This is a genomic window from Stenotrophomonas sp. GD04024, assembly GCF_029837545.1.
GTDB classification, from domain to species: domain Bacteria; phylum Pseudomonadota; class Gammaproteobacteria; order Xanthomonadales; family Xanthomonadaceae; genus Stenotrophomonas; species Stenotrophomonas forensis.
The window spans coordinates 1-22,708 of record NZ_JAOEDV010000056.1; the positions used below are offsets into that span (position 1 = coordinate 1).

19 protein-coding genes are annotated in these 22,708 nt (G+C 67.4%); 5 read left to right on the forward strand and 14 right to left on the reverse strand.

All coding sequences use genetic code 11. From position 1 onward, the window contains the following. The 11 genes from N7590_RS15915 to mqo all read right to left on the reverse strand — a co-directional run. Positions 1-677: GntR family transcriptional regulator (locus N7590_RS15915; RefSeq protein ID WP_279935722.1), on the reverse strand; the 677-nt coding region annotated here is incomplete at its 3' end. 105 nt (positions 678-782) lie between these two features. Then, entirely contained in the window at positions 783-2,150 is a 1,368-nt protein-coding gene (locus N7590_RS15920) for an SLC13 family permease (RefSeq protein WP_279935723.1), read from the reverse strand. 104 nt (positions 2,151-2,254) lie between these two features. After that, entirely contained in the window at positions 2,255-3,175 is a 921-nt protein-coding gene (gene mdcH, locus N7590_RS15925; RefSeq protein ID WP_164241657.1) for a malonate decarboxylase subunit epsilon, read from the reverse strand. Beyond that, on the reverse strand, positions 3,172-4,029 hold the full coding sequence (gene mdcB, locus N7590_RS15930; protein ID WP_164241658.1) for a triphosphoribosyl-dephospho-CoA synthase MdcB: 858 nt from the start codon (positions 4,027-4,029) through the stop codon (positions 3,172-3,174). The genes mdcH and mdcB overlap by 4 nt, the downstream gene beginning before the upstream one ends. After that, a complete protein-coding gene (gene mdcG / locus N7590_RS15935) occupies positions 4,026-4,667 on the reverse strand; it encodes a malonate decarboxylase holo-[acyl-carrier-protein] synthase (RefSeq protein WP_164241659.1) in 642 nt (213 codons plus the stop codon). Before mdcG ends, mdcB begins: the two co-directional genes overlap by 4 nt. After that, the gene (gene mdcE, locus N7590_RS15940) at positions 4,660-5,364 is read right to left on the reverse strand and encodes a biotin-independent malonate decarboxylase subunit gamma (RefSeq protein ID WP_204275115.1); all 705 of its coding nucleotides are present in this window, start codon (positions 5,362-5,364) and stop codon (positions 4,660-4,662) included. The genes mdcG and mdcE overlap by 8 nt, the downstream gene beginning before the upstream one ends. 2 nt (positions 5,365-5,366) lie before the next feature. After that, entirely contained in the window at positions 5,367-6,275 is a 909-nt protein-coding gene (locus tag N7590_RS15945; RefSeq protein ID WP_164241661.1) for a biotin-independent malonate decarboxylase subunit beta, read from the reverse strand. Beyond that, positions 6,272-6,592: a malonate decarboxylase acyl carrier protein gene (mdcC, locus tag N7590_RS15950; RefSeq protein WP_053510234.1), complete on the reverse strand. Its 321-nt coding sequence runs from the start codon at positions 6,590-6,592 to the stop codon at positions 6,272-6,274. Before mdcC ends, N7590_RS15945 begins: the two co-directional genes overlap by 4 nt. A gap of 10 nt (positions 6,593-6,602) precedes the next feature. Then, a complete protein-coding gene (gene mdcA, locus N7590_RS15955) occupies positions 6,603-8,246 on the reverse strand; it encodes a malonate decarboxylase subunit alpha (RefSeq protein ID WP_279935724.1) in 1,644 nt (547 codons plus the stop codon). Between the two features lie 223 nt (positions 8,247-8,469). Continuing rightward, the gene (locus N7590_RS15960) at positions 8,470-10,662 is read right to left on the reverse strand and encodes a TonB-dependent siderophore receptor (protein WP_164241663.1); all 2,193 of its coding nucleotides are present in this window, start codon (positions 10,660-10,662) and stop codon (positions 8,470-8,472) included. A 264-nt stretch (positions 10,663-10,926) separates the two neighbouring features. After that, complete coding sequence (mqo, locus tag N7590_RS15965; RefSeq protein ID WP_164241664.1) at positions 10,927-12,627, reverse strand: malate dehydrogenase (quinone); 1,701 nt, start codon at positions 12,625-12,627, stop codon at positions 10,927-10,929. A 221-nt stretch (positions 12,628-12,848) separates the two neighbouring features. Here mqo and N7590_RS15970 point away from each other — a divergent pair, with 221 nt between their 5' ends. Then, positions 12,849-13,967 (forward strand): PAAR domain-containing protein, encoded by a 1,119-nt coding sequence (locus N7590_RS15970; protein WP_239544305.1) that lies wholly within the window; start codon positions 12,849-12,851, stop codon positions 13,965-13,967. 65 nt (positions 13,968-14,032) lie between these two features. Continuing rightward, positions 14,033-14,440, forward strand: a complete 408-nt coding sequence (locus tag N7590_RS15975; protein ID WP_148564940.1) for a hypothetical protein — start codon at positions 14,033-14,035, stop codon at positions 14,438-14,440. A 62-nt stretch (positions 14,441-14,502) separates the two neighbouring features. Here N7590_RS15975 and N7590_RS15980 read toward each other — a convergent pair whose 3' ends face one another. Together N7590_RS15980 and N7590_RS15985 are read right to left on the reverse strand one after the other, a co-directional pair. Beyond that, positions 14,503-14,949, reverse strand: coding sequence for a GNAT family N-acetyltransferase (locus N7590_RS15980; protein ID WP_164241666.1), 447 nt, complete (start codon positions 14,947-14,949; stop codon positions 14,503-14,505). Positions 14,950-15,040: 91 nt separating this feature from the next. Further along, on the reverse strand, positions 15,041-15,946 hold the full coding sequence (locus N7590_RS15985; protein WP_053510223.1) for a LysR family transcriptional regulator ArgP: 906 nt from the start codon (positions 15,944-15,946) through the stop codon (positions 15,041-15,043). A gap of 137 nt (positions 15,947-16,083) precedes the next feature. Here N7590_RS15985 and N7590_RS15990 point away from each other — a divergent pair, with 137 nt between their 5' ends. The 3 genes from N7590_RS15990 (at position 16,084) to N7590_RS16000 (ending at position 20,929) form a co-directional block, all read left to right on the forward strand. Continuing rightward, on the forward strand, positions 16,084-16,719 hold the full coding sequence (locus N7590_RS15990; protein ID WP_164241667.1) for a LysE family transporter: 636 nt from the start codon (positions 16,084-16,086) through the stop codon (positions 16,717-16,719). Between the two features lie 168 nt (positions 16,720-16,887). Next, the gene (locus tag N7590_RS15995) at positions 16,888-18,870 is read left to right on the forward strand and encodes a S9 family peptidase (RefSeq protein WP_164241668.1); all 1,983 of its coding nucleotides are present in this window, start codon (positions 16,888-16,890) and stop codon (positions 18,868-18,870) included. A gap of 73 nt (positions 18,871-18,943) precedes the next feature. Next, complete coding sequence (locus tag N7590_RS16000; RefSeq protein ID WP_164241669.1) at positions 18,944-20,929, forward strand: prolyl oligopeptidase family serine peptidase; 1,986 nt, start codon at positions 18,944-18,946, stop codon at positions 20,927-20,929. 21 nt (positions 20,930-20,950) lie between these two features. Here the strand turns inward: N7590_RS16000 and N7590_RS16005 are convergent, their stop codons facing one another. Further along, a complete protein-coding gene (locus tag N7590_RS16005) occupies positions 20,951-22,699 on the reverse strand; it encodes an oligopeptide:H+ symporter (RefSeq protein ID WP_164241670.1) in 1,749 nt (582 codons plus the stop codon). Positions 22,700-22,708 lie beyond the last annotated feature (9 nt).

The following is a 22,708-nucleotide window of genomic DNA, read 5'->3' on the forward strand; positions in this document are numbered from 1 at the left end:
AGCCCGCCCGCTGCCACATAGGCAGCCAATGCCTGGCCCTGGCTCAGCAGATGGCGCTCCATGGTGCGTTCAGCGGCCTGCGCGTCGCGGCGGCGGAAGCACTCCATCAGTTCGCGGTGTTCGGCCAGCGACTGCGCGGTACGGCCCGGGGTCAGCAGCTGGCGGCCGCGATGCATCTTCAGGATGCGGTGCAGGTCATGGGTGATGCGGATCAGCCACGGGTTGCCGGCGTAGTGCTGCACGGTTTCGTGGATCAGGTAGTTGTTGCGGTAGTACTCGGCGATGTTGCCCTCGGCCGCCGCCGCTTCCATCGCCGCGTGCAACGCTTCCAGCTGCTGCACGCCGGCATCGTCGATATGCCTGACAGCTTCATGCGCGCAGCGACCTTCCAGCATCGCCATCACCGGGAACAGCTGGTTGAGGTCTTCCAGCGTGAGCCGGGTGACCCGCGCGCCACGCCCGGCATCGATCTGCACCAGGCCCTCGGCGGCCAGCAGCTTCAGCGCTTCGCGCAGCGGGGTGCGGCTGATGCCCAGTTCCTCGCACAGCGCGGGCTCGTCGATCCACTCACCCGGCGGCAGCCGGTAATCGTAGATTCGCTCGCGCACATGCTCGGCCACCTCTTCATACAGAGGGGCGCGCTTCTTCGGGGACCGTGGAGCAGGGGCAATGGCCATGGTGGAAGTGTACCGCCAGGTAGTGCCGGCCGCTGGCCGGCAACCCATGATTGCGGGATGGCTTCATGGGATTGCCGGCCAGCGGCCGGCACTACCGTTGAGTGGTTACATCCAGCCCGGCACCACGAATACCAGCCAGGCCAGCAGCGGCCCCAATGCCACCACCAGGCCGCTGTAGACCAGGAAGCGGCGGAACAGGGTCTCGCGTTCTTCCTTGGCGGCCGACGCCACCACCAGTGCGCCATTGGTCGAGAACAGGCTGACATCGACGATGGTGGATGACACCGCCAGCGCACAGATCACGCCGGCCGCGCTGAGGTGGCCCTGCATCAGGAACGGCACCGCCAGCGGGATGGTGGCGCCCAGCACGGCGGCCGACGAGGCGAATGCGGAGACGATGCCACCGACGTAGCAGACCAGCAGTGCACCGAGCAGCGGGATGCCGATATCGGATACACCATTGCCGATGAAGTCCACCGCACCGGCATGTTCCAGTACGCCGATGTAGGTCACCACGCCGCAGATCAGCAGCACGGTGGACCAGCTGATGCCATCGACCGCCCCCTTCTGGCTCTGCGGCGACAGCAGCGCCAAGACCACCGCCACGGTGATCGAGACCAGGCCGACGTTGAGGTTGTAGATCAGCGCGGCCACGCCCAGGCCCAGCAGGCCGATCAGGGTGAACAGCCGCTCGCGGGTCAGGTTCACCGCATCCAGTGCCACCGGATCATTGGACAGGGTGCCACCGCCGGCAGCAACCAGCGCGCCATGGCCTTCGATCGCAAACTGGCGCGACGATGCCTGCGGGCCGCCGGCCATCGCCAGCTCGGCATTGCCGACCGTTCCCGCTGCGGTGATCGAGCCGCGTCGCAGCAGGGCGATGCCACCGAAGGCGAAGAAGCAGATCGTCGCCATCATCAGGTTGAAGCCCAGGCTGGTCAGGAACACCGCCATCTCGGTTACTTCCAGCCCGGCCTTCTGCACCACGCCATTGGTGATGCTGCCGTACACGCTGATCGGCGAGAAGCCGCCCGCCTGCGCACCATGAATGACCAGCAGGCCCATCATCAGCGGATTGATGTTGTACTGCTTGGCAAAGCGCAGGGCGACCGGGCCGATGATGGCGACCGCGGCCGGGCCCAGCGCACCGAACGCGGTGAGCACCGCGGTGATCACGAACATCACCCACGGAATGGCCACGATATGGCCGCGCACCGCTTTCACTGCCCAGTGCACCAGCAGGTCGATGGTGCCGTTCTTCTGCGCGATGGCGAACAGATAGGTGATGCCGACCAGGGTCAGGAACAGATCGCCTGGAAAGCCGGCCAGGACCTCCTTGCCTCCCATGTCGACCCACAGCCCGCCGATGATGAAAGCAAGCGCGAAAGCGACGGCACCCATGTTGATCGGCATTGCCGTGGCGACGATGAACATGATCACCAGGCCGATGATCGTTGCGATTTGTGGACTCATGCGCCCTCCCAGACACGTGACTCACGTACAGCGCGGATGGAGACCCGCCATCCCGGGGTAAGGCGACGTACGGCGTGTTGCGTGATACGTACTGCTCGAACCCGTTACTGCAGCCGCTCCAGCGCACTGCGGACCCACGCCGCGGCACCCTCAAGGCTCTGGAACTCTTCCACCGCGCGCACTTCGCAGCACGGATAGGACGGCGCGACCATGCGCGCCAGCGCGCTGCCCGGGCCCAGCTGCAGGAACACCCGTGCGCCGCGCTCGAAGGCCTGGCGCATCACCTGCGCCCACTCGATGGTCCGTGCCAGCTGCGCCGACAGCGTGTGCACCACGGCGGCGCCATCACGCACCGGGCGGGCATCGACGCCGGCCAGCAGGGGCAGCCGCGGCGCATGCACCGGCGCGGCCCGCAGCGCTGCGGCAAACGGTGCTTCCGCACCGGCCAGCAGCGGCGTGTGTGCGGGCACATGGACCGGCAATGGACGGATTTCCGCGCCGCAGGCCTGCGCGTCTGCCGCCAACGCGTGCAGCGACGGCTGTGCACCGCCCACGATGAAGTGGTCATGGCCATTGGCGATGGCGATGAAGGCGCCATGCGTGTCGCACAACCGCTGCGTGGCATCGCGGTCCAGCCCCAGCACTGCCTGCAGCCCGGCATCGCGGGGGCTGGCGGCGTCCATCAGGCGCGCGCGCTGCGCGGACAGTGCCAGGCAGGTGGTGGTGTCGAAGCTGCCGGCGATGGCGTGCGCGGCGAGCTCGCCGATGCTGTAGCCCGCGATCACCGTCGGCGTCGGCAACACCTCGCGCAGGCCCTGCCAGTGCGTCAGGCTGGCTGCGCACAGCAGCGGCTGCGCCTGCACATTGTCGAAACGGTCGTCGGCCGCCGCAGCGGCGAACACATCGCGGCCCAGCAGTTCACCGGTGGCATCGAGCAGTGGTTGTGCGGCGGCCAGGCCGCGCACGCGATCGAACATCGCCGGATGCTGTGCGCCTTGTCCGGGACAGAGCAGGGCCAGGCTCATGAGCCCTCCTGCTGCAACAGGAACACGCTGCAGGCGAGCAGGTCGGCGCTGCCGCCGGGGCTCAAGCGACGCACGACGAAGGCATCGGCGATCTGTTGCAGGCGCGGCCGCCAATCGTGCGCGAAGGCCCCGCCGTCGGCCAGGAAACGGTGGGCCTGCTGCCGTGCCCAGCGCAGGCCTTCAGCGCCTCCGCGATGCAGCAGGTTGAGGTCTTCGGTGTGTGCGACCAGCTGCATCAGCGTGTGGCACATCGCGGCCTCGCGTGACAGGCCATTGGCCAGCGCATGACGCAGGATGGGCAATGCCACCTCGCGCAGCAGCGGATAACCTGCAGCGGCGTGTTCGCGCACACCGGGCACGTTGTGCCGGGCGCGCGCACGTTGGCCTGGGCTGCCTGCATCCAGCGGGGCATGTGCGAAGTCCCCCGCCCAGCGACGTACCTCCAGGCAGACCCGCTCACCGCTGGTGGCATGGCCCAGGCGGGAGCGGCAGGCAGCGGCGGCTGCGACCAGCAGGCCGAGGCTGAAGATCGCGCCACGATGGGTATTGATGCCGGTGGTCGCGCGCAGCATCGCCGCTTCGGCGGCGATGCCGCACCGGCGCAGGGCATCGAAGTCCGCCCCGGCTGCACCGAGGTGGGCCACGGCAGCGAAATAGTGGCGCAGCGCGAACAGGCTGCGCAGGAATGTGCCGGCGTGCATGTCGTGATGGCTGCCGGTGTCGAATGGAGTGACCAGCCCGGGCTTGGGCGCCAGCGCCAGTTCCGCGTGCAGGCTGGCGACGGCCAGACGCCCCAGGCGCGCGCTGTCCGCGGCAGCTGCCGGTCGGACAGTCGGCTGCGCGACGGCGCTCATGCGGTCACCCCGGCGGGGGCGAACACGGACTCGCGCAGTTCCAGGGCGGCGCCGTCGTGGCGCTTGACCAGCACTTCGCGGCTGCGTCCCGCGTACTCCCGCCAGTTCACGGCGGCATCGCCGGACAGGCACAGTTCGCCATCGACCCGGCGGCCGTGTTCGGTCTCCCAGGCCAGCAGCCGTGCAACCAGGGCATCGGCCTGCGCGCTGGTGTCGATCCTCCACAGCAGATCGATGTCCGAGCGCGCGTGCACATAGTGCAGGCCGGTCAGGTGCTGCCACGCGAAGGCACCGAATACATGCGCCGCAGCGATGCCGTGCAGTGCCTGAAGGGGGCGCTGCCAGTCCTGCGCAACGTTGCCTTCCAGCACCGTATGAAGTGATGGTGGCGGTGCGGTGCGCAGCACATCGCGCACCGGCACGCGCAGGGCCAGGCGCAGTTTGCCCTCGGCCGGCGGCAGCGGTACGCCCAGGCGCAGCCGGGGATCGGCATCGTCGGCGGCACGCCGGGCGACGATGGCCGGCAGGCCCTGCGCGAACCAGTTGGCCAAGCGCGCCTCATGCGCGGCGATGTCCGCCTGCCAGGCCGCGTGTGCCGACAGCCAGACCAGCGTATGCCGGGGCAAGCGCTCAGGCATCGCCCTGGCTCACTGCAGTGGCCACCGCTGCGGCCAGGCGACGCCCGCCACGTTCGGCACCCCGCGCGGCGCGGCGGTCGCCATCGGTGGGCGTGCGCAGCGCCTGCAGCAGGTGTGCGGCCAGGTCGCCGCCCCAGATCGAATCCACCGCGCCCATCGCCACGTAGTTCTCCACGCCCGGCGCGAATACCGGCGAGCTCTGGCTGAGTGCCTGCAGTTTCTCCAGCGGCTGCTTGGTCACCCGCGCCATCGCGCGCAGGTCCATCACCCGCACCTGCGCATCGGGCAGGGCATGGATGTGGTCGGCCATCAGGCCGAAGGACAGGAACCCACCGCTCACCGATTCACCGTAGACCAGGGTGACCAGGCGGGCGCCACGGCGGCGGGCCAGATCCAGCGTCTGCGCCAGGTGCGCGAAACAGCCGTTGATGCCGAGCAGTTCGTCGCGGCGTGCCAGGCGCTGGCCGGCGGTGTCGACCAGCATCACGATCGGTCGATGGGGATGCGCGGCGGTGCTGGCCAGCACGGTTTCGGCCAGTGCCAGTGCGTGGTCCACGCCCACTTCGAGCTTGTCGGCGGTGCCGATCACGGTCACCTCGCCGTCGTCGGTGCTGGCGGTTCCGGTCAGCACCGAGTCCTCCACGGCAACGGCGTGGCCACGCGGAAACAGGGCATCGAGCAACGCGTGCAGGGGCAGGCTCATGGCAGGCTCCGGTCAGCGGTGACGGCGAGGAAGTCGTCGGTGTCCAGCAGCGGCAGCCGCTCGGGTTCGGTGATGCCCAGCAGCGACCAGATCTCAAGACCATCCCGGCATCCGCCCCAGGCCTGCACGCGTGCTTTCAATGCGGCATGACGTGCCTGCAGGGCATTCAGTGCGGCATCGGCATCGGTGCTGGCGGTGTCCGCCAGCAGCGCATCGAATGCCGCCTGCGCGAACGCCCCGATGGCATCGGGCACAAGCACCTGGGCCTGGTCGATCAGGTAGCGGTGCTTGCCGCCTGTTACCCGCCAGACCAGCGCGCGGTCGCGGGAATCGAACTCTTCCACGCCGCGAACGGTTTCGATCACCTCCGGCCCGGACAGCGACAGCCGGCCCTCCTCGGACATGATCACCGTGCTGCAGCAGCGGGCAACGATGCCCATGCCACCGAACGCGCCGTTGCCACTACCGATCAGCGCGACCACCGGGACGCCCGCAGCGCGTGCATCCAGGGTGGCGCGCATGATCTCGGAAATGGCAATCAGGCCGGCATTGGCTTCGTGCAGGCGTACGCCGCCGGTATCAAGCAGCAGCAACACCCCATCGGGGCGGGTCGCCGCTGCGCGGCGCAACAGGCCGGTCAGCTTGGCGCCATGCACTTCGCCCACACCGCCACCCATGAATTCACCCTGCTGCGCGGCCAGCAGCACGCGCTTGCCGCGCATCGTGGTTTCGCCGACGACGATGCCATCGTCGAATGCGGCTGGCTGGTCGAGCTGTGCCAGATGCGGGCTCATCATCCGTCGCGCAGGGCCCAGGAACTCGCGGAACGAACCCGCATCGACCAGCCCGGCAATGCGTTCGCGCGCATCGGCTTCGTAGTAGCTGTGGCGCTGGACGTGGCTCATGGCGTGCCTCCGGCCAGCAGGGTTTCCACCGCCTGGTCCAGGCGCAGGCTGACCACCGCCGGGGTGGCGCCGGCGTCGTTGATCGAGATGCGCACATCGCGCAGCGGATGGCGATGCGCGAAATCGCCGATCACCGCCTCCCATACGCGGCCGAAGCCCTGCGCGGCGGTGACGATGCGGACCGACATCGCGCCCTCCAGCTCTGCCGGCTCCAGCAGGATTTCCAGGTTGCCCGAGGCCAACACGCCGACCAGCACCGCATCGCGCGGGAACTGCACCGGGGTGCGTCCTTCGAATCGATAGTCGAGGGTTTCCATGCTCAGCCCCTTACCAGTTGCGGAAGCGCTTGGGCGGGTCGTACAGACCGCCGGACCAGCGCACCAGATCCTTCACTGAACGTGCCGCCAGCAGATCGCGGCTGGCATCACGCACGGAGATGCCCAGGTCTTCCGGGCGGCGGATGACACCACGGTCGCGCAGGTTCTCCACCATCGCGCGATCGCGGCCCAGGCCGACCGCCGTATAGCCGGACACGCCGCGGATCGCCTGTTCGCGTTCTTCCGGCGTGCGGCACAGCAGCAGGTTGGCGATGCCTTCCTCGGTCAGCACATGGCTGACATCGTCGCCGTAGATCATCACCGGCGGCAGCGGCATGCCGGCGCGCTCGGCCAGTTCCCAGGCATCAAGGCGATCGACGAAGGCCGGTGCCATGTGTTCGCGGAAGGTTTCCACCATCTGCACCACCAGCTTGCGCCCGCGTGGCATTTCGCCGGGACGGGCGGCCTGCTGGCCAGCCTTGATCCAGGCGTCGCTGGCGTGGCGGCGGCCGCGCGCATCCGACCCCATGTTCGGTGCACCGCCGAAGCCGGCGATGCGGTCGCGCGTGGCGGTGGAGCTGTTGCCCTGCAGGTCGATCTGCAGGGTCGAGCCGATGAACATGTCGCAGGCATACAGGCCGGCGGTCTGCGAGAACGCGCGGTTGGAGCGCATGGAGCCATCGGCGCCGGTGAAGAACACATCGCTTCGTGCGGCGATGTACTTCTCCATGCCCAGTTCGGAGCCGAATGAATGTACCGATCTGACGAAGCCCGATTCGATCGCCGGAATCAACGCCGGGTGTGGATTGAGGGCCCAGTGCTGGCAGATCTTTCCCTTCAGCCCGAGCGATTCGGCGTAGGTCGGCAGCAGCAGCTCGATGGCGGCCGTGTCGAAGCCGATGCCATGATTGAGGCGGTTGACGCCGTACTCGGCGTAGATGCCCTTGATCGCCATCATCGCCATCAGCACCTGGATCTCGGAAATCTGTGCCGGATCGCGGGTGAACAGCGGTTCGATGTGATTCGGGCGCGGCGCCTGCACCACGAAGTTGACCCAGTCAGCAGGGATGTCGACGCGGGGGAGGGTGTCGACGATTTCGTTGACCTGGGCGATCACGATGCCGCCACCGAAGGCGGTGGCCTCGACGATTACCGGGGTGTCTTCGGTGTTCGGGCCGGTGTAGAGGTTGCCGTGCCGGTCGGCGGCCTGCGCAGCGATCAGCGCCACGCGCGGAGTGAGGTCGATGAAGTAGCGGCCGAACAGTTCCAGGTAGGTGTGGATGGCGCCGATCTGGATGCGCCCCTCGGCCACCAGGTTGGCCAGCCGCACCGACTGCGGGCCGGAGAAGGAGAAGTCCAGCCTGGAGGCGATGCCGCGTTCGAACACATCCAGGTGCGAAGGCAGTGACAGCACCGACTGCACCATGTGCAGGTCGTGAATCCGTGCCGGGTCGAGGGCGGCAAGTGCCTGGGCGAGGAAGTCGGCCTGCTTCTGGTTGTTGCCTTCCAGGCAGACCTTGTCGCCCGGCTCCAGCAGCGCGTGCAGCAGTTCGCCGATATCGGCGGCCGCGACCTCATGGCCGCGGGCCCAGCGCGAAGCGCGCTCCAGGCGTACCCGGCGGCTGCGTTGCAACGTATCCCAGCTCGGGTTCATCGACCGGCTTCCGATTGGCGTTGAGATAATTACGACATAATTATGGAGCGGCGTGCAACCCGCAGTGCAGCAAAAAGAAGGGCCCGCGCGCGGGCGGGCCCATTCAGGTTGAAATGGAAGATGACCCGCATCGATCGGGGGTAGTGCCGGCCGCTGGCCGGTTCCGCGTCATCGATGCATCGCTTGGAGCCGGCCAGCGGCCGGCACTACCGTTTCCGGTCGCTCAGAACTTCCAGCGCAGGCTGGCCGCCACGAAGCGCGGTTCGCCGAAGTTGTTGTAGTCCAGGTTGGCCCAGTAGGTCTTGTCCAGCGCGTTGCGCACGCTCAGCGTCGCGGTCCAGTTGTCGCTGATGCGGTAGTTGGCATTGAACTGCACCAGCGAGTACGCCGGCTGGTTCACCGTCACCGTGCCACCCAGCGGATAGGCGATGTTGTAGCCCTGCACCCGGCTCTGCCACTGCAGGCCGCCGCCGATGCTCAGCCGCTCCAGTGCGCCGCGCAGCTGCACCTGGGTGTTGAGCTGCAGCAGGTTCTCCGGCGGGTTGGCGTACAGCAGGTCGGTGGCAGCCCGGGTCACCTTGACGTGGGTGTAGCCGGCGTTGACCGTCCAGCCCGGCAGGATTTCGCCGTTGACGTCCATCTCCCAGCCGCGCGCCTTGGTGCCGTTGATGCCGATGTAGGCCGAGCTGCCATCACTCAGCGTGCCTTCCGGCACGCTCATGTCACGCACCGCGTAGTTGTCCTGCTTGGCCTCGAACACCGCGGCATTGGCGGTCAGGCGGCCATCGAACCACTGCGTCTTGATGCCCGCTTCCAGATTCGAGCCCTGCACCGGCGCCAGCAGGTTTTCGTTGCGGTCCTTGTAGTTCTGCGGGTTGAAGATCTCGGTGTAGCTGGCATATGCCGAGACGTTCGGGGTGATCTCGTAGACCAGGCCCACGTACGGGGTGACCTCATCGCTCACCTTGTAGGCGCCGCTGGTGCCGGTATAGGCCCCGGCCGCGTTGTACGAGCGGCTGAGGGTCTGCCAGCGGCTCAGGCGTGCACCGGCAATCAGCGACAGCGGATCGGCCAGGCGCAGTCGGGTGGCCAGGTAGACGCCACTCTGCGTGGTCTTGGCCACGCGACGCGCGCCGGTGCGGCTGTAGGTCACTTCGGAGATGTCGCCGTCCCAGTTGAACACGTTGGGGATGTAGTAGCAGCGCTCACGCCCGCAGGTCGCCCAGTCGCCCGGGAAGTTCAGCGCCACGCTATTGGTGGTGCCTTCCAGGTCCGACCACTGCGCCCCCACGGTCAGGTCATGGTCGCGGCCGAACAGCGGGAAGGTGCCGGTCAGGTAGGCATCGACGTTGCGGCGCGTATCCTTGGAATCGCCAGCGGCGGCGCGCAGGAAGATGCCCGCGCCGGAATTCGGGTCCGGGTAGCCGGTGCCGTACAGGCGCACGTTCTGCACGTTGCCACGGGTGTAGGCGGTGTTGATCTTCAGCAGCCAGTCCTCGCCGAAGCGCTGTTCCAGATTGGCAAAGGCGGTATTGCTCTCGCGCTTCCAGTAGCTCCACTTCGGCGACAGGTTGGTCGAACGCGCGAGATGGGCGAAGTTGCCCTGGTTGTCGAAGAACGCGACGGTGCCCCAGGTCGAGCCGGTCGGGTTGTTGTCCTGGCTCTGGTAACCCAGGGTGAGGGTGGTGCTGTCGGTGACATCGCCTTCCAGCACCGCCATGCCCGCCATCTTGGTCTCGTCGTAGCGGTCGTAGTACAGACCGCGGTCGGTGTAGGCGGCCACCACGCGGCTGCGGAAGCGGCCATCATCGGTGAGCGGCGCGGTCACGTCGGCCTGCATGCGGCGGTAGTCCCAGCTGCCGGCACTGACCGAGAACGATGCGTCGAACTCCTTGCCCGGACGCTTGCGCAGCAGGTTGACCGTGGCCGACGGCACGCCCGCACCGCTGAGCAGGCCGTTGGCGCCGCGGATCACTTCGATGCGGTCGTAGAAGGCGGTGTCGTATTCCTGGTTGGTGGAACCGCTGTAGGTGGGAATGCCGTCCACCTGGAAATCAGTGATGGCAAAGCCGCGCGCGTAGTAGAGCGGGCGCTGGGTGTCATAGAAGGACACGCTGACGCCGGGCACGGTACGCATCACGTCGTTGATGCTGAACAGCGATTCGTCCTGCAGGCGCTGCAGGCTGATCGCGGTGGCCGACTGCGGGGTCTCCTGCAGGGTGATCGGCAGGCGGGTGGAGCTGGACGGCGGTGCCGACTGTTCGGCGCGGACGCTGACCCGGTCCAGGGTCTTGGCGTCGGCAGCGCCATCGGCGGCCGCGAATGCGCTGGGTGCGGACAGCAGGGCCAACGACGAAAGCAGGGCAGCGGGCAGCAGCGCGCGGCGGGGCAGGCGGTCATGCGGGTTCGGGGACATGGTGGGCTCGAAGCGTGGAGGCGGGGAAGGGCGGCAACAGTCGTCCAGTACCCGGGGCGGCGGCTTCGGGCACGTCAGGTCCATCTGGGAGAGGCGCGGTCACTGCGCAGTGCGCAAATGTAAATAATTCTTAACAACATTACAATTCTCATCGATGCGCAGGGCCATTCGGGCGCGTGGCAGCGGGCAGGTCCCCTCCGCGCAAACGCGAACGGCCACCCGAAGGTGGCCGTCCGTCCGTGTACTGCAGGGGATGCTGTGGGCTTACAGCGCCTGCAGTTCCTCGTTGGCGTTGCGCTTTTCCTTGGCCGGGGCGGTAACCGGGGCCGGAACTGCTGCCGGTGCAGGCGCTGCGGCATTGGCATCCACCGGCACCTCCAGGTACGGCAGGTGCAGGGCCTGGCTGGTCAGCGTGCGGATCTCGTTGGTCAGCGCGGCGCTGTCGTTGAGCTTGCGACCGTACGACGGCACGATCTCGCGCAGGCGCGCTTCCCAACCGGCCTTCATCTGCTGCGGGAAGGCCTTGGCCATCAGGTCCAGCATGATTGGCGGCGAGGTCGAGGCACCCGGCGAGGCACCGAGCAGGGCGGCGAGGGTGTGGTCCTTGTCGGTCACGATCTCGGTACCGAACTGCAGCACCGGGCCCTTCAGCGGGTCGCGCTTGATGATCTGCACGCGCTGGCCGGCGGTGACCAGCTTCCAGTCGCCCGGCTTGGCGTTGGGGAAGTACTTGACCAGCTCGGCCTGGCGGTCGGCATCGTTCAACCGCGCCTGGCCCATCAGGTACTGCACCAGGTCCAGGTTGTCCTTGCCCACTTCCAGCATCGGGCCGACGTTGTTATGGGTGACCGAGGAGTACAGGTCCCACCACGAGCCGTGCTTGAGGAACTTGGTGCTGTACAGCGCGAATGGCCCGAACAGCACCACCGGCTTGCCGTCCAGCTTGCGCGCATCCAGGTGCGGCACCGACATCGGCGGCGAACCGGTTTCGGCCATGCCGTAGGCCTTCACGCCATGGCGCGAGGTCACGTCCTGGCCCTGGAAGGCGAGGAACTGGCCACCGACCGGGAAGCCGGCGTAGTCCTTCGATTCCGGGATGCCCGACATCTGCAGCAGCTTCAGCGCGGCGCCACCGGCACCGATGAACACGAAGCGGGCGTGGGTGGTGGTCTCGGTGCCGGCCTTGAGGTCCTTCACCGTCACGTTCCAGCTCTTGTCGGCGTTCTGCCGCAGCGCGCTCACTTCGTGGTTCAGGTGCAGGCTGAAGTTCGGGCTGCGCTGCAGGCCGGTGGTCAGCTGGCGGGTGATCACGCCGAAATTGACGTCGGTGCCGAGCGGCATCCAGGTCGCGGCCACCTTCTGCTTCGGATCACGGCCTTCCATCAGCAACGGCGCCCACTGCTGGATCTGCCTGGGATCTTCGGAGTACTGCATGCCGTAGAACAGCGGGTTCTTCACCAGGGCCTGCTGGCGCTTGTGCAGGTAGGCGATGTTGTCATCGCCCCAGACGAAGCTCATGTGCGGGGTCGGGTTGATGAAGTCGCTCGGCTGGCTCAGCCGGCCTTCCTTCACCTGGTGCGACCAGAACTGGCGCGAGACCTCGAACGACTCGGCGATGCCGACCGCGCGCTTGGTCTCGATGCTGCCGTCGGGCAGTTCCGGGGTGTAGTTCAGCTCGGCGAAGGCCGAATGGCCGGTACCGGCGTTGTTCCAGCCATCGGAGCTTTCACCGGCAACGCCGTCGAGGCGTTCGTAGACCTGGATGTTCCAGTCCGGCTGCAGTTCCTGCAGGTAGGTGGCCAGGGTGATGCTCATGATGCCGGCGCCGACCAGCACAACGTCGACGGGCTTGTCGTTGCTGGCGGCGGGCACCGAACGCTGGGTCAGCGGCCAGTACAGGAACAGCGCGGCGGCCAGCAACAGCAGCACGAGCAGGGCGAGCAGGGCCTTGCCAAATTTCTTCATGGGGGCGGGATCGTTGGCGGAGGGGAGGAGTTCAGGATGCGCATGGGGCAGGGAAAGGGCGTGAAGAAACAACGCTTTGCGGCATCCTGGAGACGATTCTAACCGGAACCGGTCCGGTTTTTGTGCAATGCATCATCCTGTTGGCGTGCGCGCTGCGGTACGATTGCCGGCTGATTCGCAACGACTACTGGCCATGGAGTGGCCGCGCAACGATGTCACGGATGCTGATCGTGGTAGGTGACGCCCTGCAGACGGGCGGTTCGGTACTGACAGGTTCCCCGCACACCGATATCGAAGGCCGCGCCGTGGCACGCGTCGGCGATCGGGTGATGTGCGCCCGGCACGGGCCCGGCTCGATCGTGACCGGTGACAGCACCCTGGTCATCGACGGCCAGCCGGTCGCCCGCGACGGCGACAAGGCCAGCTGCGGCTGCGCGCTGATGGCGGGCAAGCAGCAGCGGGCGCATGTCGTCGCCGGTGGTGGGGGTGGTGGTGGGCAGGCCGCGCTGGGTGCGCTGGCCAAGGTGGCGGGCATCGTGGCGCCGCTGCTGAAGACGATGCCGTTGCAGACGCCGCCGTTCGCACCGCCCGGCACGCCCGCGCCGGAAGAGCCGGTGGCGCCGCAGTGCTGGGTGGACGATCACGATACCCGGATCGATCGCGATGTGGATGGACGCTATTACGAGGCGTACGACGTCAACGGTGACAAGCACGATTACGCCTTCCCGGTCAGCTACCGCATCGAAATCCCGCTGCATGCGCAGGGCGAGGTGGTGGTGTCGATCAAGGTGCAGCCGATGCCACAGGCCGGAGTCACCACGGCCGAAGTGACCGCGACGCGGGCACGCATGGAGCAGGGAATCGATCAGTTCTGGAATGGCCGCTTCACCCTGGACATACACGACCCGCAGTGCGGTACCCGCAGTTTCCCGCTCCGCTACGAAGTGCGCTGGGTGCAGGGCGGCAGCGACTACAAACTGATCATCCACCGCAGCTACGACCGCGAGCAGGTCGAGTTTCCGGATATCGACGTCTCGGTATCAACAACGCCGTGGACCTTCGCCCACGAGTTCGCCCATACGCTGGGCGTGCCCGACGAGTATTCCTACAATGATCCGGACGAGGAAACCGTGCGCTACCTCCAGCCCGACGGTACCCTCGATCCGGAAGTGCTGGTTGCCGTTCCCGATTCGCGCGCGCTGTCCGACCCGGCAGCCACCATCATGAATTCGGTCGACTGCGCCGTGACCCTGCCGCGACATGCCTGGAACATCGCGCGCGAGATACGCGAGCTGCTGAGCCGCCAGATCGGCCGGGAGATAACATGTACCGTCAAGTGATTTCACTGATCGCCACTTTTGCCGCCGCCTCCGCGCTGCCGGCCCACAGCAAGGAGCTTCCTCCCGTGATCGAACTTCATGCGCGCTGCGTGGACGATGCCCAGTGCCGTTTCCGTGGGCAGACGCTCAATGTCGAGCTGGAGCTGCGCAACAGCGGCAGTGAGCCGGTGTCATTGCCGCTGGAGTACATCCGCAGTCGTGGTCCTTCGGTGAAGGTGAAGGACAACCACTCCGGCAAGACGACTGCCCTGCGCAGTGGCATGGCCGCCGCCGCGCTGCGGGATCAGATGCAGGAGCTGCGTGCGGGCCAGTCCCTGCGCATTGGTTTTCCGATCAAGCCGCAGGAACTGACCCGGTTCGCGTTGCGCCCAATGGATGTGACCCTGCAGCTTTCGGTGAACCTGACGCCCGGTGCAGGCAGTACCGAAGCGCAGGTGGTGCAGGCGCAGCTGCGCGTGCTCGACGCAGACTGATTGCCGCGCCCAGCGATGCGGCGTCGGGTCAATGCGGCCCGATCATCCGGCCGTACCCTGCTTCAGCGCAGTTCCAGGATCTCGTCACCGGCCTCATCGAGCTCACCGGTGGGGCGCCAGCCCAGGCGGCGGTAGAAGCCATGCGAGCGTGAGCGCGGATCGGCCGAGCAGGCCAGGAACAAGCGTTGGTGGCCGGCATCGCGGGTCAGGCTGACCACCTCCTGCAGCAGCTGGCGGCCGATGCCACGGCCCTCGTAGTCCGGCAGCAGCGCCAGCACCAGCACCTCGCCGCTGGCGCGGTCGGCGAAGCAGTAGCCCACCATGCGCTCGCCTTCCCAGGCGATGCGGCCGATCGATTCGCCGTGGGCGATGCCGGCCGCCCAGCTTTCCGCGTTGATGCCCAGCTCCGCCAGCTGCGCGGCACTGAAGGCGTTCTCGCGGGTACGCCCGCGCAGGTCGATGCACGCGGCGGCATCGTCGGGGCGGGCATCGCGCACGGAGAGGGGCATGCGGGGCATCCTTGCAATGAACGGCCCGCCAGTATCCGCATCGCGCATGGACCCGGTGTGGAGGACGCGTGGAGATTGCATGGAGCGCCGCTCAGCGCTTGCGCCGGATCAGCGCCGAGGACGCGTCCAGCACCGCGCGGGTCAGCAGCGCCATGGTCTGCACGTCACCCTTCCAGTGCTGCCAGTACAGCGGCACGTCTTCCCACGCGCGCTGCCGCACGTAGACCAGGCGGCCGGCGTCCAGGTGCCGCTTGACCAGCGGCAGCGGGTTCATGGTCCAGCCCATGCCGCCCAGGTTGGCCTGCACGAAGGCGCGGGTGGAGGGAATCCACCAGGTCGGCGCGGTACTCGGCAGGTCGTCACCGGCCATGCGCCGGGCAAAGCGCGACTGCATCTCATCCTTGCGGTTGAACACCAGCACCGGCGCCTGCGCCAGTGCCTGCGCGGTCACGCCCTTGGCGAAGTGGCGCTCGCGGAACTCCGGGGTGCAGGTCGCGGCGTAGCGGATGCTGCCCAGCGCGTGGATCTGGCAGCCCTGCACCGGCTCGTCCAGGGTAGTCACCGCGCCCAGCACCGTGCCCTGGCGCAACAGTTCCACGGTGTGGTCCTGGTCCTCCACGCGCAGGTCCAGGGTGGTGCCGGTGCTCTGCGCGAACTGCGAGGCGGCCTGCGGGAACCAGGTTTCCAGGCTGTCGTGGTTCACCGCTACTGGAATGCTGGCCTGGGGCAGGTCCCCGTCGGCCAGGCCCATCCGGTGCAGCGCGTCGTGTTCGAGCAGGGCGGTCTGTTCGGCCAGCTGCACCAGTACCTGGCCCTCGGCGGTGGCGGTGGCCGGGGTGCCGCGCTTGACCAGCAGGCGGCCGACCCGGTCCTCCAGCGCCTTGACCCGCTGCGAGATGGCCGAAGGGGTGACATTCAGCGACTGTGCGGCGCGGTCGAAGCTGCCTTCGCGGATCACCGCGGCCAAGGCGCGCAGCTGGGCATGGTCGATACGCATCGAATTAAGTTCCGCTAATGTTGGTTTAGGAAGTTTAGCTCGTCTTTTTCATGTTGCGGCGCGACAATGGCGCCCGTTCCGGTGCTGTCCGCCTTCGCGAGGCACCGTCCCCCAAGCAACACAAGGCAGTCCATCCCATGTTCTCGGTCATCTCCGCCAGCACCGGCCTCGGTGCCTGGTTCTCTGGTGCAGCTACCGGCATCGGCCTGTTCGCCGTGGTCGGGGCCCAGAGCGCCTTCATTCTGCGCCAGGGCATCCTGCGCAAGCACATCGTGCCGGTGGTTGCCACCTGCGCGGCCATCGATGCCATCTTCATCTTCGCCAGCGTGGCCGGCCTGCGCACGCTCACCTCGGCGCTGCCGTGGCTGACCACCGCCGTGCTGTGGACCGGCGTGGCGTTCCTGGCCTGGTATGCGATGAAGTCGGCGCGCCGTGCGATCGCCGGAGGCGGCGGCATGGGCGAGGCTGACAGCGATGACGGCAGCCGCCGTGCCGTACTGATGGCCGCGGTCGGTTTCTCGCTGATCAACCCGCACTTCTGGCTGGACATGATGGTGATCGGCTCGATTGCCGAGAACTTCGGCAATGCCCGCATGGCGTTCGCCGCCGGCGTGGTCACCGCCAGCTGCCTGTGGCTGACCGCGCAGGGCCTGGGCGCGCGCCTGCTGGCGCCGCTGTTCACCAAGTCCAGTACCTGGCGCGTGCTGGACGGCACCATCGCCGTGATCCTCAGCATCCTGGCCCTCACGTTAGCGGTGCGCGGGGTCCATTGACCCGGCGCACGCCCCCCGAACCCACGTCCTGACTCTCTCTCCAAGGTAGTGGTAACGACGGCACCGGCAACGGTGCCGTCGTTTTTTTTTGCCCCTGTGGCATCCGCCGCATGTACGTGCCTAGAATCGCGTATCCGGACAGGCTGTCCGGTTTTCCATGGGGGAAGGATGCGCAGGATTGTGCTGGCTGTGGTGCTGGGGGCTGTATCGGGCGGGGCAGCGGCGGCGACGCTGGATCTGGATCGTTTCCTGCGGCAGGAATCGTTCACCGACATCAAGATTTCGCCGGGCGGAGAGTACGTTGCCGCCACGGTACCGCTGGAAGCCGGGACGGCACTGGCGATCTATCGCATTGCCGACATGAAGATGGTCGGCAGCTTCCGTCCGCCACGCAACGACCATGCCCATACCTTCGACTGGGTCAGCAACGAGCGGTTGCTGGTGGGCATGGCGCAGAAACTCGGGCTGCTGGACCGGCCCACGCCGACCGGCGAGCTGTTCGGCATCAATGCCAACGGCAAGGGCGGCGAGCTGCTGGTCGGGTACCGGGTTGCCGACCAGAGCCTGGGTACCAACATCAAGGTCAAGCCGGCGGGCATGGTCGCTGCGTACCTCAGCGACGAACTGAAGGACGACGACCGCAACGTGCTGGTCACTGTGGTTCCCTTCGTCGGCAACTCGCATGCGCAGATCGAGCGCATGGACGTGATGACCGGTCGCCGCAACGCGGTGGCGCGCGCGCCTGTTGCCGATGCGCACTTCACCACCGATGAGCAGGGCGAGGTGCGTTTCGCGCGCGCTGCCGTCACCGATGGAACGCAGAAGCTCTACTACCGGGCGGGCAGCAACAGCGAGTGGATCCTGCTCAACGACGAGGCCCTGAGCAAGCGCATCGAAGTGCCGCTCGGTTTCTCGGCCGATGGTCGCCTGGCCTATCTGCAGGTCGAGCAGGCGGAAGGGCCCGACGCGATTGTCAGCTGGGACCCGCAGAGCAATGAGCGGCGCACCGTGCTGCGCGATGAAACCGCCGATCCGTCACGCATCATCCGCCGCCCGGGCAGCCGCGTGCCGGTGGGGGCGCTGTTCCTTGGCGGCGCGCCGCGAACGGCGTTCTTCGATGACGCCTCGGACGATGCGCGCCTCTACCGCAGCCTTGAAGCGGGCCTGGGGGGGCCGGTCTACATCACCTCCAGCACGCGCGATGGCAGGACCGTGCTGGTGGAGAGCTGGTCAGGCCGCAATCCCGGTGACTTCTATCTGTATGACACGGTGGGCAAGAGCGCCCGGCACCTGATCAGCCGCAGCGACTGGGTCGACCCGGCGCTGACCGCCGAGGTCCGCCCGATCAGCGTCAAGGCGCGCGATGGGCGCCCGCTGCATGGCTTCCTGACGATCCCGCACGGGCGCCAGGCGCGTGCGCTGCCGATGGTGGTGCTGCCGCACGGTGGGCCGATCGGTGTTTCCGACCAGGGCGCCTACGAGGTCGAGACCCAGATGCTGGCAGCGGCCGGATACGCGGTGCTGCAGGTCAATTTCCGCGGTTCTTCCGGCTATGGCCGGGCGCACATGCAGGCAGCGCGCAAGCAATGGGGGCTGTCGATGCAGGATGACGTCACCGATGCCACGCGCTGGGCCATCGAACAGGGCGTGGCCGACAAGGACCGCATCTGCATCTACGGCGCCAGCTACGGCGCCTATGCGGCGATGATGGGCGCGGTGCGCGAGCCGGGTCTCTACCAGTGTGCGGCCGGTTATGTCGGAATCTACGACTTGCCGCTGATGTATGCCCGGGGCGATATCCAGAGCGATGAATCAGGCCTGGCCTACCTGCGCAACTGGCTGGGATCGCCCAATGAGCTGGCAGAGCGCTCGCCGGTGAACCTGGCCGGGCAAGTGCGCGTGCCGGTATTCCTGGCCGCAGGGGGCCAGGACCAGCGTGCACCGATCGTGCACAGCGAGCGCATGGAGGCGGCGTTGAAGAAGGCCGGATCGCCGGTGGAGAGCCTGTACGTCAAGAACGAAGGGCATGGCTTCTACAACCTGGCCAACCAGCGCACCTACTACAGCCGGCTGCTGGCCTTCCTGTCGCGCAGCCTGGGTGGGGCCACCGCCGGCGAAGCAGCACCGGCCGGCAGCGGCAAGGCACCGTAACTGCATCGGCGCGCGTTGGACGCGCGCTTCGGCATGCCGGGCAGCCAGGCTGCCCGGTCAGAAAGGGGACACCATGAAGCATGTAATGCTGCTCGCCGTCCTGCTGTTGCTGTGCGGTGCCAGCCACGCGCGCGCAGCCGAGATCGCGCTGGACGACTACCTGCGGCGCGCCGAGTTCAACGACATCCAGCTTTCGCCCACCGGCGAGTACCTGGCCATGACCCTGCCTCTGGAAGGGGCAACGGCGGTGGCCGTGCTGCGCACCCGCACCATGGAACTGGTCGGCAATTTCCGGCCGCCGCGCAACAACCACGCCAACAGCGTCGATTGGGTGAGCGACAATCGCCTGCTGATCGGGCTGGCCGAGAAGTGGGGCGCGCTGGATGCGCCGCGCTCCACCGGCGAGCTCTATGCGATGGATGTCGACGGCAAGCGCGGGGATCTTCTGGTCGGCTACCGCGCGCGACCGGATGAGCCGGGCCTGGTCAGCGGCCGTGTGGTCGAGCCGGTGGCGGCGTTCCTGGCCGATCCGCTGGCCGGAGACGAGCGCAACGTACTGATCTCGCTGTGGCCGTTCGCCAACGACACCAGCGCGCGGCTTGAGCGGATGGACGTCATCACCGGCCGCCGCGTACTGGTCTCGCGCTCGCCGGTGCAGCGGGCAACCTTCACCACCGACAACGCTGGCGTGCTGCGCTTTGCCCGCGGCGCCGCCGCGGACAACATCAACAAGCTCTACTACCGGCAGGACGATTGGCGCTGGACCCTGCTCAACGACGAGGGCAGCAGCCACCGAATCGAACGCCCCATCGGTTTTTCCGCCGACAACCACCTGGCCTACCTCATCGTCGAACAGTCCACCGGCCCGGATGCGGTGGTCAGCTGGAATCCACAGACCGACGAGCGGCGAACCCTGCTGCGCGACGCAGTGGTCGACCCGGCCTCGATCATCTACCAGCCGGGCAGCCGTGTGCCGGTCGGCGTGCAGTTCGTGGGAGCGACCGCGCGCAGCGCGTTCTTCGACGAGCAGTCGCCCACCGCGCGGATCCAGCGCATGCTGGAAAAGGCCTTCCCCGGCCAGCGGGTCAGCCTGCTGTCGGCCACCCGTGACAACGCGCGCATCCTGGTCAAGGTCAGTTCGGGCGGCAATCCCGGGGACTGGTTCATGTTCAATACCGCCACCCGGGAAGCGGCGTTCCTGACCGCGCGCCAGCGCTGGTTCGACCGCGACGGAGCCGCCAGCGTGCGTCCGATCGCCCTGGCTGCGCGCGATGGCCTGCCGTTGCACGGCTTCCTGACCGTACCCAAAAGCAGTGACGGCCGCCGCCTGCCGATGGTGGTGATGCCGCACGGCGGGCCCATCGGCGAATTCGATGATGGTGGTTTCGAGCGTGACAACCAGCTGCTGGCCGCAGCCGGCTATGCGGTGCTGCAGGTCAATTTCCGCGGGTCGGGCAACTATGGTCGTGCCCACACCCAGGCTGCGGCGAAGCAATGGGGCCAGGCCATGCAGGATGACGTGACCGACGCCACGCGCTGGGCCATTGCCGAAGGCATCGCCGACCCACAGCGCATCTGCATCTATGGCGCCAGCTACGGCGCGTACTCGGCCATGATGGGCGCCGTGCGTGAGCCGGCGTTGTACCGGTGCGCCGCGGGCTATGTGGGCGTGTACGACCTGCCGCTCATGTTCAAGCGCGGTGATATCCAGGACCGCACTTCGGGCGTGAACTACCTGAATGAGTGGCTCGGCGATCCCGCGGCGCTGGCAGCGGTCTCGCCGGTGAACCTGGCGGCCAGGATCACGGTGCCGGTGCTGCTGGCGGCCGGGCGCGAAGACACGCGTGCGCCGGTGCAGCACACGCAGCGGATGGAAGCAGCCCTGAAGCAGGCCGGGGTGCCGGTGGAAGCGGTGTACTACCCGCGCGAAGGGCATGGCTTCTACGGCGAAGCCAGCCAGCGCGATTACTACACGCGCCTGCTGGCGTTCCTGTCGAAGCACCTGGGCGGGCCGAACGCCCAGGTTGCAGCATCGGTGGAAGAGGCCAAGGCGCCCTGAGCGGGCGCCGCTGCACCGGGCCTACTTCACCCCGTGCATCATCCGCTTCAACAGCGGCGCAGCAATGAAGGCGAGCACGGCGCAACCCAGGCCGATCCACATCAGCAGCCAGAACAGGTGTGCGTAGGCACCGGCGGCAGCCACCATGTCGAGTGATTCGCCTTCCGGCACCTCGATGGCCGCCAGCTTGCCGAACAGCGCGGCCAGCGTTTCCGAGAACGCAGTGGCCAGGAACCAGGTGCCCATCATCAGGCTCATCACCCGTGGCACCGCCAGTTGGGTCACTGCGGAAAGGCCGACCGGCGACAGGCACATCTCGCCGCTGGCCAGCAGGAAGTAGGCCAGCACCAGCCACCAGACACTGGCCATCTCACCGGTGGCGCCGACCTGCTGCGCGGCCAGCGCCAGCGGCACGAATGACAGCGCACCGATCACCAGGCCCCATGCCGACTTCACCGGCTTGCCGGGCTCCCAGCCGCGGCGGTCCATCCACGTCCACAATGCGGCGAAAGCCGGTGCCAGCAGTACCAGGAACAGGCCGCCAAGATAGGTCAGCGAACCGGCGGTCTGCGGAATCACCAGGCAGTCGCGCACCAGCAGCACCAGCATCAGTGCCACGATGCCGATGAAGAACGCACGTGGTGCGGCCGAACCGGGGCGCCGCTCGGACAGGCGCGCGCTGACCACGAAGCCCAGCGGTGCAAGCAACAGTGAAATGATCGACCACGGCAGCGGCGTACCGCCGGTGATCACCAGCGACGGCACGATGTCCTTGGTCAGCAGGCGGTCGGTGAAGGTCACCCACGAGCCGTAGGACTGCTCGTACATCGTGAAGAACACCAGCGCCATGAAGATCAGTACCATCAGCGCGATCATCTGCTGGCGCTGTACCGGTGTGCACTTCGTGCCGGTGAACCACGCGAACCAGACCAGCACGCCGCCCAGCACCACCAGCATCAGCATCAGCGCCAGGCTGATTTCACCGCCCAGCGCGAAGGCACCGTTGCCGGCGGCCCACATCAGCCACGCCACCGGCAGCACACCGAGCACCGCGCACAGATAGATGAGCCATTCGCGCGGCAGGCCCAGCACCTTCTGCTTCAGCGCGGCCGGCTGCGGCGGTTCGGCATGGCCCTGCAGGTATTTCTGGCCCCACAGGAACATCGCCAGGCCAGCCAGCATGCCGATGCCGGCCGCGCCGAAGCCGTACTTCCAGCCGTATGCTTCGCCGAGGAAGCCGCACACCAGCGAGGAGAACAGCGCGCCCAGGTTGATGCCGGCGTAGAACAGCGAGAAGCCCGAGTCACGGCGCGGATCGTCCTTGGCGTACAGCTTGCCGACGATGGTGGAGATGTTCGGCTTCAGGAAGCCCACGCCCATGATGATCAGCGCCAGCGACAGGTAGGTCACCGCCAGCGCCGAGGTGTCGCGCACCACTTCGCCGTTCACCCGGTACGCGGCATGGCCCTCGAAGGCCATGCCCAGGTGGCCGAGCACCAGCAGGATGCCGCCGAACAGCACCGCCCGGCGCATGCCCAGCCAGCGGTCGGCCAGCATGCCGCCGAACACCGGGATGCAGTAAACCAGCCCGCCGTAGGCGCCGAGCAGGTCCAGCCCGGCCTTGTCGCCGAACAGGTGGTACTTGGTGAGGTAGAGCAGCAGCAGCGCCTTCATGCCGTAGAAGGAGAAGCGCTCCCACATCTCGGTGAAGAAGCAGACGTAGACGCCCTTGGGATGGCCCAGGAAGTCGTCGGAGGCGGTAGCGGTCATCGACGGCGG

Excerpts from the sequence above, each read along its gene's own strand:
- N7590_RS15990 (WP_164241667.1), top strand. The coding sequence starts at position 16,084 with ATGTTCTCGGTCATCTCCGCCAGCACCGGCCTCGGTGCCTGGTTCTCT.
- N7590_RS16005 (WP_164241670.1), bottom strand. The coding sequence starts at position 22,699 with ATGACCGCTACCGCCTCCGACGACTTCCTGGGCCATCCCAAGGGCGTC.
- N7590_RS15980 (WP_164241666.1), bottom strand. The coding sequence starts at position 14,949 with ATGCCCCTCTCCGTGCGCGATGCCCGCCCCGACGATGCCGCCGCGTGC.
- N7590_RS15970 (WP_239544305.1), top strand. The coding sequence starts at position 12,849 with ATGCTGATCGTGGTAGGTGACGCCCTGCAGACGGGCGGTTCGGTACTG.
- N7590_RS15995 (WP_164241668.1), top strand. The coding sequence starts at position 16,888 with ATGCGCAGGATTGTGCTGGCTGTGGTGCTGGGGGCTGTATCGGGCGGG.
- mdcH (WP_164241657.1), bottom strand. The coding sequence starts at position 3,175 with ATGAGCCTGGCCCTGCTCTGTCCCGGACAAGGCGCACAGCATCCGGCG.
- mdcA (WP_279935724.1), bottom strand. The coding sequence starts at position 8,246 with ATGAACCCGAGCTGGGATACGTTGCAACGCAGCCGCCGGGTACGCCTG.
- mqo (WP_164241664.1), bottom strand. The coding sequence starts at position 12,627 with ATGAAGAAATTTGGCAAGGCCCTGCTCGCCCTGCTCGTGCTGCTGTTG.
- mdcG (WP_164241659.1), bottom strand. The coding sequence starts at position 4,667 with ATGCCTGAGCGCTTGCCCCGGCATACGCTGGTCTGGCTGTCGGCACAC.
- N7590_RS15985 (WP_053510223.1), bottom strand. The coding sequence starts at position 15,946 with ATGCGTATCGACCATGCCCAGCTGCGCGCCTTGGCCGCGGTGATCCGC.
- mdcC (WP_053510234.1), bottom strand. The coding sequence starts at position 6,592 with ATGGAAACCCTCGACTATCGATTCGAAGGACGCACCCCGGTGCAGTTC.
- N7590_RS15920 (WP_279935723.1), bottom strand. The coding sequence starts at position 2,150 with ATGAGTCCACAAATCGCAACGATCATCGGCCTGGTGATCATGTTCATC.
- N7590_RS15960 (WP_164241663.1), bottom strand. The coding sequence starts at position 10,662 with ATGTCCCCGAACCCGCATGACCGCCTGCCCCGCCGCGCGCTGCTGCCC.
- N7590_RS15945 (WP_164241661.1), bottom strand. The coding sequence starts at position 6,275 with ATGAGCCACGTCCAGCGCCACAGCTACTACGAAGCCGATGCGCGCGAA.
- mdcB (WP_164241658.1), bottom strand. The coding sequence starts at position 4,029 with ATGAGCGCCGTCGCGCAGCCGACTGTCCGACCGGCAGCTGCCGCGGAC.
- N7590_RS16000 (WP_164241669.1), top strand. The coding sequence starts at position 18,944 with ATGAAGCATGTAATGCTGCTCGCCGTCCTGCTGTTGCTGTGCGGTGCC.